The following is an 8733-nucleotide window of genomic DNA, read 5'->3' on the forward strand; positions in this document are numbered from 1 at the left end:
GGGTGGTGGCCAACCGAGTGGGAGGCCCGCGCCATGTCGAGCTCCTGAAGGCGGGCCTGCCGCCCGAGCTCAGGTTTTTCGGCGCGGTGACGGACCGCGCGGATGTGGCGCTTCCCGACAGGCACCTCGGGCTGCTCCAAGCCCAGGAAATCGGCGACCTGGACGGCCGGCTCGATGGGGCGGCGCAAGCCCTGGCAGCCACCGGGGCGGCGCCGCTGCCATCGCCGGTAACTTTTGCCGCGCCGGCGACTGCGGAAGGGGAACGCCTGCTGCAAGGCGTGCGCGTCGGGGTTGCCCGGGACGCCGCGTTTTCGTTTCTTTATCCGGCCAACCTGGAGCTGCTGCGCCAGCTGGGTGCCGAGCTCATTTTTTTCTCTCCCTTGAAGGATGACGCTTTGCCGCCCGTGGATAGCCTCTGGCTGCCGGGAGGTTACCCGGAGCTGCACCTGGAGCGGCTCGCGGGAAACGAAGGCATGAAGCGGGCGCTGCGGGCCCATCATGAGCGCGGCAGCCCCATCCTCGCCGAGTGCGGGGGCATGCTCTACTTGCTGGAAGCGCTCACCTATGCCGGGCGGCGCGCCCCCATGGCGGGCCTGGTGCCGGGCGAAGCGGTGATGCAGGAGCGGCTCGCCGCCATTGGGCTGCAACAGGTCCAAACGCCCGACGGGGTCCTGCGGGGGCATACCTTTCACCATTCCCGGCTTACTACCCCGCTCGGGCCCTGGGCCCAGGCCACCACGCCCCGGGGCGATCCCGGGGAGGGGGTCTACCGGATCGGACGGCTCACCGCCTCCTACGTGCACTTCTACTTCCCGTCCAACCCGCGCGCCGTGGCGGCCTTTCTCAAGCCGTGAACGAAGATGGCCCAGAGCGAACCGCTCCCCGGCTCCCGCAATCTCGCTCACGGCGCGCCGATCGGGGCGCGCCTGCCGAGCCGTATCGTGTGTCTGACCGAGGAGACGACCGAGACCCTCTACCTCCTGGGGGAAGAGCAGCGCATCGTAGGTATTTCCGGCTTCACCGTGCGCCCGGCCCGCGCCCGCAAGGAAAAGCCCAAGGTATCGGCCTTCACCCGCGCCAAGATCGACAGGATCCTGGATTTGGCTCCCGACTTAGTCTTCGGTTTCTCCGACCTTCAGGCCGAGATTGCCGCCGAGCTCATCCGCCGGGGCGTCAGCGTGTGCATCTTCAACCAGCGTTCGGTTGAGCAGATCCTGTCCATGATCGCCACGGTGGGTGCGATGGTGGGTGCCCGAGAAAAGACCGAGGCGCTGATCGCACGGCTGGAGGCGGGCATGGAGGCGGTCCGGCGGCAAGCCGACGCGCTCCCCCGTCGCCCGCGGGTTTACTTCGAAGAATGGGATAGCCCCCAGATCTCGGGTATCTGCTGGGTGTCAGAGCTGATCGAGATGGCCGGCGGCATCGACTGCTTTGCGGAGCTCGCCCGGCAGCCCCTGGCCCGCCATCGGGTGATCGCCGATCCCCTGGAGGTGCCGCGGCGGGCACCTGACATCATCATCGGCTCCTGGTGTGGTAAGAAATTCCGTCCCGAGCAGGTGGCGGCGCGCCCCGGATGGCAGGACGTGCCAGCCGTGCGGCATGGCCACCTCTACGAGATCAAATCGGCCGACATCCTGCAGCCGGGGCCGGCGTGTCTCACGGACGGTCTGCGCCAGCTGCACCAGATCATCCGGCGTTGGTCGGAGGGGTGAGGTGGGCGAGCGACACCGCTACAGCGATGGGGAGATCGAAACGGTATATCGCGTGCTCGCCGAGCGGCGGGACGTGCGCCACTTTCTCCCCGATCCCGTGGACCCAAGGCTTCTGGCACGGCTGCTGACGGCTGCTCACCTTGCCCCCAGCGTAGGGTACATGCAGCCGTGGCGCTTCGTGCGGGTGACCGACCCGACCCTGCGAGCCGACATCCACCGGCTGGTGGAAGAAGAGCGTAGCCGCACTGCCCAAGCCTTGGGGGAGCGCGGTGACGAATTCCTGCGGCTCAAAGTGGAAGGGGTGCGCGAATGCGGCGAGCTGCTGGTGGTGGCTTTGATGGCGGGGCGGGAGCGGCATGTATTCGGGCGGCGCAGCCTGCCGGAGATGGATCTGTGTTCGGTTGCCTGCGCGATCCAGAATTTCTGGCTTGCGGCCCGGGCCGAGGGTCTGGGCGTGGGGTGGGTGTCCCTGTTCGATCCGCAGGCGCTTGCCCGGCTGCTTGCCATGCCCGAATGAAGCAAGCCGGTGGCAATCCTGTGCGTAGGCCACGTGGAGGCCTTTGACGATCGGCCTATGCTGGAAAAGGCGGGCTGGGCCCAGCGCGTGGCGCTGTCAGCGCTGGTGTACGAGAACGCCTGGGGACGATTGCCGGGAAAAGGCAGCGACGAGGGACGCAGGTGAACGAAGGCGCCGAGAAGCCGGATTTCGCTGAGCGCCACCGCCGGCGCATGGCGCGTAAGAAAGCGCTGATGGAAGCGAGAATCGCGCGGGCAAGCGAGGACCGGGGCGTCGTGGTGGTCCTCACCGGCAACGGTAAGGGCAAGTCCAGTTCGGGCTTCGGCATGGTGGCTCGTGCCCTGGGCCATGGCATGCGAGTGGGCGTCGTGCAGTTCATGAAGGGCCGCTTTGTCACCGGAGAGGCGGCTTTCTTTCGCCGCTTCCCGGAAGTGGATTTCCACGTGATGGGCGAGGGCTACACCTGGGAGACTCAGGATCGAGAGAGGGACAGGCGCGCCGCCCGGGCCGCGTGGGAGAAAGCCCGAACCATGCTCGAGGACTCCTCGTGCGGGCTCGTGCTGCTCGACGAGCTCGCCCTCGTGCTCAAGTACGGCCATCTGCCGGTGGGGGAGGTCATCGCAGCGCTTAGGGCGCGGCCGCCCGGGCAGCACGTGATCATCACCGGCCGTGGGGCGGGGCCCGAGCTCGTCGCCGTGGCCGACACCGTGACCGAGATGCGTGCGGTCAAGCACGCGTTTGAGGCCGGCGTCAGGGCGCAAAAAGGCATCGAGCTGTGATGCAGACGGCCTGGGTGGCCCTCGCCGCGGTGGTGCTGGATCGGCTGCTCGGGGAGCCTCGGCGCTTCCATCCGCTGGTGGGGTTCGGGCGGCTCGCGAGCGGCATCGAGCGTGCCCTCTACGGCGGCCCGGACGCTGGCGCTGCGGCGCGGCGCGGGCGGGGAGGCGCGGCGCTCGCGCTCGCGGTCCTACCTTTTCTCGCCGCGGCGTGGTGGGCGACAGTCCAGGAGCCTTGGATCGGAGTCACCGCAGAGACCGTGCTGCTCTATCTCGCTCTCGGCGGCAGAAGCCTGGAGGAGCATGCCCGGCGCGTGGCGAACGCCTTGGAGGCGGGCGCGCTGGAGGAAGCACGCCGGCGCGTCGGGGACATGGTGAGCCGAGACACGGGAGCGATGCAGCCCGAAGACGTGGCGCGTGCGGCGGTGGAGTCGGTGCTGGAGAACGGCAACGATGCCGTTTTCGGGGCCCTGTTCTGGTACGCCCTGGCCGGGGCGCCGGGCGTGGTCCTGTATCGCCTGGTGAACACCCTGGATGCCTTGTGGGGCTATCGCACGCCGCGGTATGTTCACTTCGGCTGGGCGGCGGCGCGGCTCGACGACGGGCTCAATTACCTGCCGGCGCGCCTGACGGCGCTCACCTACGCCGCCCTCGGCCGCTTCGCGTGTGCGCTGCGCTGCTGGCGGACCCAGGGGGGCGCGTGGGAGAGCGTCAATGCGGGCCCGGTCATGGCCGCCGGCGCGGGGGCTTTGGGGCTCAAGCTGGGTGGGCCGGCCCGCTACCACGGGGCGCTGAAGAAGCGCCCGACTTTGGGGGAGGGAGTCGCTCCCGGTGTTGCCGACATTGAGCGAGCGACGGCGCTGGTCAAGCGCGGCACCGGGCTGTGGCTGGTCATGTTAATGACAGGTGCATCGATCAGTGCTTGAGCACGGTGGCCAACTGCGCCGGGCGGCGCAACGCTACGGCATCCCGCTCTCGCAGTGGGTCGACCTTTCCACCGGCCTCAACCCCTACGGCTGGCCCGTGCCTCCGGTGCCGGCGGAGCGCTGGCGGCGATTGCCGGAAGGGGGGGACGGGCTGGAAGAGGCGGCCCGGGCCTATTACGGCGCCCCTTGCCTGCTGCCTGTTCCTGGAACCCAGGCGGCGATCCAGGCGCTGCCCCGGCTGCGGCCCCGAGGGCGCGTCGCGGTGTTGGTGCCGGGCTATGGGGAGCATCGCCGAGTCTGGGTCGAGGCGGGGCATGAGGTGGTGGGTGTCCCGGCGGCCGACGTGCACGCCGCAGTTGCCGCAGCGGACGTGTTGGTGCTCATCCATCCCAACAATCCCACCGGCGAGCGTTTCGGCCGCGAGGCCTTGCTTACGTGGTGCAAGACGCTGGCGGCCCGGGATGGCTGGCTCGTGGTGGACGAGGCCTTCATGGACGCGACGCCCGGGGAGAGCCTGGCGCCGCTGGCCGGTACGCCGGGGCTCATCGTGTTGCGCTCCCTGGGAAAGTTCTTCGGCCTCGGGGGCGTTCGCGTGGGTTTCGTGCTGGGCGAACCGAGGCTTCTCGCCAGGCTGGAGGAAGCGTTGGGCCCGTGGGCGGTGGCTAACCCGTCGCGCTGGGTGGCTGCCGCGGCTCTCGCCGACACCGGCTGGCAGCAGAAGATGCGGCGCACGCTCCCCGCTGCGAGCGGGCGGCTCGCCCGACAGCTCGCAGCGGCGGGCCTTACCCCGAGCGGGGGCACGGCCTTGTTCCAGTGGGTGCAGACTCCCATCGCTGCGGAAGCTGAGGAATTCTTCGCCCAGCGAGGCATCCTTGTGCGCGCTTTTGCCACTCCTCCAGGGCTGCGCTTTGGTCTTCCGGGCGACGCTGAGCAGTGGAAGCGCCTGGCGCTTGCCCTGGAAGAATGGGCGCGCTGCGCCGCGCCCCGGCTTGCGGGGCTGAGGGGATGATGGGTACCGCCAGGCTGATGAGGGCGCAGCGCTGGGCGGGCGCGCTGTTCGTCTGGCTGCTCGCGGCGGCGGCCCAGGCCGACATCGTGGTGCGCGACGATGGGGGCAACGAAGTGCGGCTCGCCCAGCCCGCACGGCGCATCGTGAGCCTCGCCCCCCACGCGACGGAGCTGCTGTTTGCCTCCGGCGCCGGAGGGGCCGTGGTGGGCGCCGTGCAGTGGAGCGATTACCCGCCCGAGGCGAAGGCCATCCCCCGGGTGGGCAGCTACGTCTCTCCGGACCCAGAGCGCATCCTGGCCCTCGCGCCGGACCTGGTGGTGGGCTGGGCGAGCGGCAACGATCCGCGCGTGCTCGCGCAGCTGCGCGAGCTCAAGCTCGTCCTTTACGTGACCGAGATCCGCACCTTCGAGCAGGTGGCGACCAATCTCGAGCGCCTGGGCGCCTTGGCGGGGACCGCGGCGCAGGCGCAGCGGGCGGCTGCCGCTTTCCGCGACCGCTGGCGCCGGCTTGAATCCCGCTACGGAGGCGCGCCGCGGGTGTCGGTCTTCTACCAGATCTGGGACCGACCCCTCATGAGCGTGAACGGAGAGCATCTCATCAGCCGCGTGATCGAGCTGTGCGGCGGCAGCAACGTGGTCGCCTCGGTCCCCACCCTCACGCCCATCCTCAACGTGGAATCGGTGCTGCTCGCCAACCCCCAGGTGATCGTGGCCGGAGGCATGGGGGAAGCTTACCCGCAGTGGCTCGAGGGCTGGCGGCGCTGGCCCCAGATCGAGGCGGTCAAGCAAGGAAATTTGGTGTTCGTGCCTTCCGATTTGCTGCAGCGGGCGACGCCTCGCATCCTGGAGGGTGCCGAGCGGCTGTGCCAGGCGCTGGAGGCGGTGCGCGCCCGCCGCCCCCAGGCGCGACGCTGAAAGGCGGGAGCCGGGATGGCTCAACACTGAGGCCCGAAGATGCAGAAAAAGCTTGTAACGCAACGCCGCAAAGGTGCGCTGAGCCCCGCCAAAGCGCACCGACAGGGGAGAGCGGATCTGCGCGAGCGGTGTGTCCAGGCGCACCCTGCCCAAACGACGCAATGGAAACGATGCGAAATGAGATCATGGCGCGCACGCTGATGATCCAGGGCACGACCTCGGATGCCGGCAAGAGCACGCTAGTGGCGGGCTTGTGCCGGGCGCTTGCCCGGCGCGGGCTGCGGGTGGCACCCTTCAAGCCCCAGAACATGGCCCTCAACAGCGCGGTGGCCGCAGACGGGGGCGAGATCGGCCGCGCCCAGGCGCTGCAGGCCCAGGCCGCGGGCGTTGCCGCCACCTCCGACATGAACCCTGTGCTGCTCAAGCCCAACACGGACGTGGGCGCCCAGGTGATCATCCAGGGGCGCGCCATCGGCACCATGGACGCCCTGGACTACCACGCCTACAAGGCCCGGGCCCGGGCGGCGGTGCTGGAATCGTTCCGCCGTCTGGCCGCGCGCTACCAGGTGGTGCTGGTAGAGGGGGCGGGCAGTCCTGCCGAGATCAACCTGCGGGAGAACGACATTGCCAACATGGGCTTCGCGGAAAGCGTCGACTGCCCGGTGCTTCTCGTCGCCGACATCGACCGGGGCGGCGTGTTCGCCCACCTGGTGGGCACGCTTGAGCTGCTCTCTCCTTCCGAGCAGGATCGGGTGCAGGGCTTTGTAATCAACCGCTTCCGCGGCGATCGCAGGCTCCTCGAGCCGGGCCTGCGATGGCTGGAGGACCGTACCGCTCGCCCGGTGCTGGGGGTGCTCCCGTATCTGCACGGGCTGCATCTGGACGCCGAGGACGCGATCGATGCCTCCCAGGCTGCCAAGGACCCCGATGCGCTCAGAGTCGTGGTGCCGGTCTTTCCCCGCATCAGCAACCACACGGATTTCGATCCCCTGCGGCTGCATCCGCGGGTGGAGGTTCGCTTCGTGGGCCCGGGCGAGGCGGTGCCACCCGCGGATCTCTTCATCCTGCCCGGCAGCAAGAGCGTGCGCTCGGACCTCCAGTGGCTGCGGGCGAACGGCTGGGAGCAGGCAATTCGGCGCCACCTGCGTTACGGCGGCAAACTCATCGGCCTGTGCGGCGGCTTCCAGATGCTGGGCCGCACGCTCTCCGATCCCTTGGGCCTGGAGGGCCCGCCCGGCACGAGCCCCGGACTCGGGCTCCTGGACATGGACACGGTGCTGGAAGCGGAAAAGCGCCTCGCCAACGTACACGGCACGCTGGTCCTCGGCGGCGTTCCCGTGACCGGCTACGAGATCCACTGCGGCGTAAGCCGCGGCCCCGCCCTCGCCCGGCCGCTGGTAGCGTTGCAGGGCCGCTCCGATGGGGCCGTTTCCGAGGATGGCCAGATCCTCGGCACCTATCTCCATGGCCTGTTCGAGTCGCCTCCCGCCTGCAAGGCCCTGCTTGCCTGGGCGGGTCTCGCGGCGCCCCAGGCGTTCGACTACGCCGCGCTGCGGGAGGCGGCCCTCGAGCGATTGGCCGATGCGTGCGAAGCACATCTCGACATGGCCCGCATCCTGGCACTCCTCGGCGGGGACGCGCAGGCGAGCCGGCCGACGGGGAGCGAGGTGGTCCCATGAAAACCCTCATCCTGGGCGGTGTGCGCTCGGGCAAGAGCCGGTTGGCGGAACGGCTGGCGCAGCAGAGCGGGCTTCAAGTGGTGTACCTCGCCACCGCCACGGCCGGCGACGAGGAGATGGCCCGGCGCATCGAGGCCCATCGCCGGAGGCGGCCAGCGCAGTGGATCACGGTGGAGGAGCCGCTACGCTTGGCCGATGCCCTACTCGCCCATGGTCGCGAAGACCGTTGCCTGCTGGTGGAGTGCCTCACCCTCTGGCTCGCCAATCTGCTGCTCGGCAGCGAGATGGAGGCGCTTGTGCGGGAGCGCGAGGCGCTTCTCGCCGCGCTGCCCGGGCTTGCGGGCCAGCTGATCTTGGTGAGCAACGAAACCGGCTTCGGGGTGATCCCCGCGGGAGCCCTGTCCCGTCGCTTTTGCGACGAAGCGGGAGCGCTGCACCAGCGCCTGGCTGTCCTCTGCGACCGGGTGATCCTCACCGTGGCAGGGCTTCCCCTTGTGCTGAAAGGGGCCGTGCCGTGAGGCGTAGCATGCCCGAGCCCAGCGATGGGATTGCCGGGTGCGTCACCGCAGTCGCCCTCGACAAGGAGTAGATACATGTCTTCGTCATGGATCATGGCGCCGGCCGCGCCGGTGGATCGCAGCGCTCGAGAAGCGGCGCGGGCGCGCCAGTCGCATCTGACCAAGCCCCCCGGGTCTCTGGGCCGGCTGGAGGACTTGGCCGTATGTCTGGCGGGTCTGCAGGGGCGGGAGCGGCCTTGCCTCGAGCGGGTGCGTATCGCGCTCTTCGCCGCCGATCACGGCGTCGCCGAGGAGGGCGTGTCCGCCTTTCCCCAGACGGTGACGGTGGAGATGGTGCGCAACTTCGCCCGGGGCGGGGCCGCCATCGCGGTGCTGGCACGGCACTTGGACGCCGAGCTGGAAGTGGTGGACGTGGGCACGGTGCGCGATCCCGGGCCGCTGCCCGGTGTCATCTCCTGCCGCGCCGGTGCGGGAACCGCCAACTTCTGCCGGCAACCGGCCATGTCCGCAGCCCAGCGCGAAATCGCTCTGGAAGCGGGCCGCGCTGCGGTCCTGCGGGCCCGGGAAGCGGGCGCGGCGCTCTTCATCGGCGGCGAGATGGGCATCGCCAACACCACCGCCGCCACGGCCCTCGCCTGCGCGCTGCTCGACGAGGCACCGGAGCGCCTGGTCGGTCCGGGCA

The 8733-nt window shown here is 69.8% G+C and carries 9 protein-coding genes and 1 pseudogene; all 10 read left to right on the forward strand.

Annotation, left to right across the window (positions count from 1 at the left end):
* The coding region (locus V7Q81_RS12530; protein ID WP_333843808.1) for a cobyrinate a,c-diamide synthase at positions 1 to 854 on the forward strand (854 nt) is incomplete at its 5' end.
* Positions 855 to 860: 6 nt separating this feature from the next.
* The gene (locus V7Q81_RS12535) at positions 861 to 1712 is read left to right on the forward strand and encodes a cobalamin-binding protein (protein WP_333843809.1); all 852 of its coding nucleotides are present in this window, start codon (positions 861 to 863) and stop codon (positions 1710 to 1712) included.
* Position 1713: 1 nt separating this feature from the next.
* Positions 1714 to 2394, forward strand: a pseudogene (bluB, locus tag V7Q81_RS12540) (5,6-dimethylbenzimidazole synthase).
* Positions 2391 to 3008 carry a cob(I)yrinic acid a,c-diamide adenosyltransferase gene (gene cobO, locus V7Q81_RS12545; RefSeq protein ID WP_333843810.1) on the forward strand — a complete coding sequence of 206 codons (618 nt, stop codon included), beginning with the start codon at positions 2391 to 2393 and terminating at the stop codon, positions 3006 to 3008. The pseudogene bluB and the gene cobO overlap by 4 nt, the downstream one beginning before the upstream one ends.
* Positions 3008 to 3931 (forward strand): adenosylcobinamide-phosphate synthase CbiB, encoded by a 924-nt coding sequence (gene cbiB / locus V7Q81_RS12550; RefSeq protein WP_333843811.1) that lies wholly within the window; start codon positions 3008 to 3010, stop codon positions 3929 to 3931. The genes cobO and cbiB overlap by 1 nt, the downstream gene beginning before the upstream one ends.
* Entirely contained in the window at positions 3924 to 4940 is a 1017-nt protein-coding gene (gene cobD / locus V7Q81_RS12555) for a threonine-phosphate decarboxylase CobD (RefSeq protein ID WP_333843812.1), read from the forward strand. Before cbiB ends, cobD begins: the two co-directional genes overlap by 8 nt.
* Positions 4937 to 5854, forward strand: coding sequence for a cobalamin-binding protein (locus V7Q81_RS12560; protein WP_333843813.1), 918 nt, complete (start codon positions 4937 to 4939; stop codon positions 5852 to 5854). Before cobD ends, V7Q81_RS12560 begins: the two co-directional genes overlap by 4 nt.
* Positions 5855 to 6039: 185 nt before the next feature.
* The gene (locus V7Q81_RS12565; protein WP_333843814.1) at positions 6040 to 7533 is read left to right on the forward strand and encodes a cobyric acid synthase; all 1494 of its coding nucleotides are present in this window, start codon (positions 6040 to 6042) and stop codon (positions 7531 to 7533) included.
* Positions 7530 to 8051: a bifunctional adenosylcobinamide kinase/adenosylcobinamide-phosphate guanylyltransferase gene (gene cobU, locus V7Q81_RS12570; protein WP_333843815.1), complete on the forward strand. Its 522-nt coding sequence runs from the start codon at positions 7530 to 7532 to the stop codon at positions 8049 to 8051. Before V7Q81_RS12565 ends, cobU begins: the two co-directional genes overlap by 4 nt.
* Before the next feature lie 75 nt (positions 8052 to 8126).
* A partial coding sequence (locus tag V7Q81_RS12575) for a nicotinate-nucleotide--dimethylbenzimidazole phosphoribosyltransferase (protein WP_333843816.1) occupies positions 8127 to 8733 on the forward strand: 607 nt, incomplete at its 3' end.

The organism is Pelomicrobium sp., from assembly GCF_036803785.1.
Taxonomy (GTDB): Bacteria; Pseudomonadota; Gammaproteobacteria; order Burkholderiales; family UBA6910; genus Pelomicrobium.

What these genes read in the sequence shown, in the direction of transcription:
- V7Q81_RS12565 (WP_333843814.1), top strand. Translation starts at nt 6,040, where the DNA reads ATGGCGCGCACGCTGATGATCCAGGGCACGACCTCGGATGCCGGCAAG.
- V7Q81_RS12560 (WP_333843813.1), top strand. Translation starts at nt 4,937, where the DNA reads ATGATGGGTACCGCCAGGCTGATGAGGGCGCAGCGCTGGGCGGGCGCG.
- V7Q81_RS12535 (WP_333843809.1), top strand. Translation starts at nt 861, where the DNA reads ATGGCCCAGAGCGAACCGCTCCCCGGCTCCCGCAATCTCGCTCACGGC.
- cobU (WP_333843815.1), top strand. Translation starts at nt 7,530, where the DNA reads ATGAAAACCCTCATCCTGGGCGGTGTGCGCTCGGGCAAGAGCCGGTTG.
- cbiB (WP_333843811.1), top strand. Translation starts at nt 3,008, where the DNA reads ATGCAGACGGCCTGGGTGGCCCTCGCCGCGGTGGTGCTGGATCGGCTG.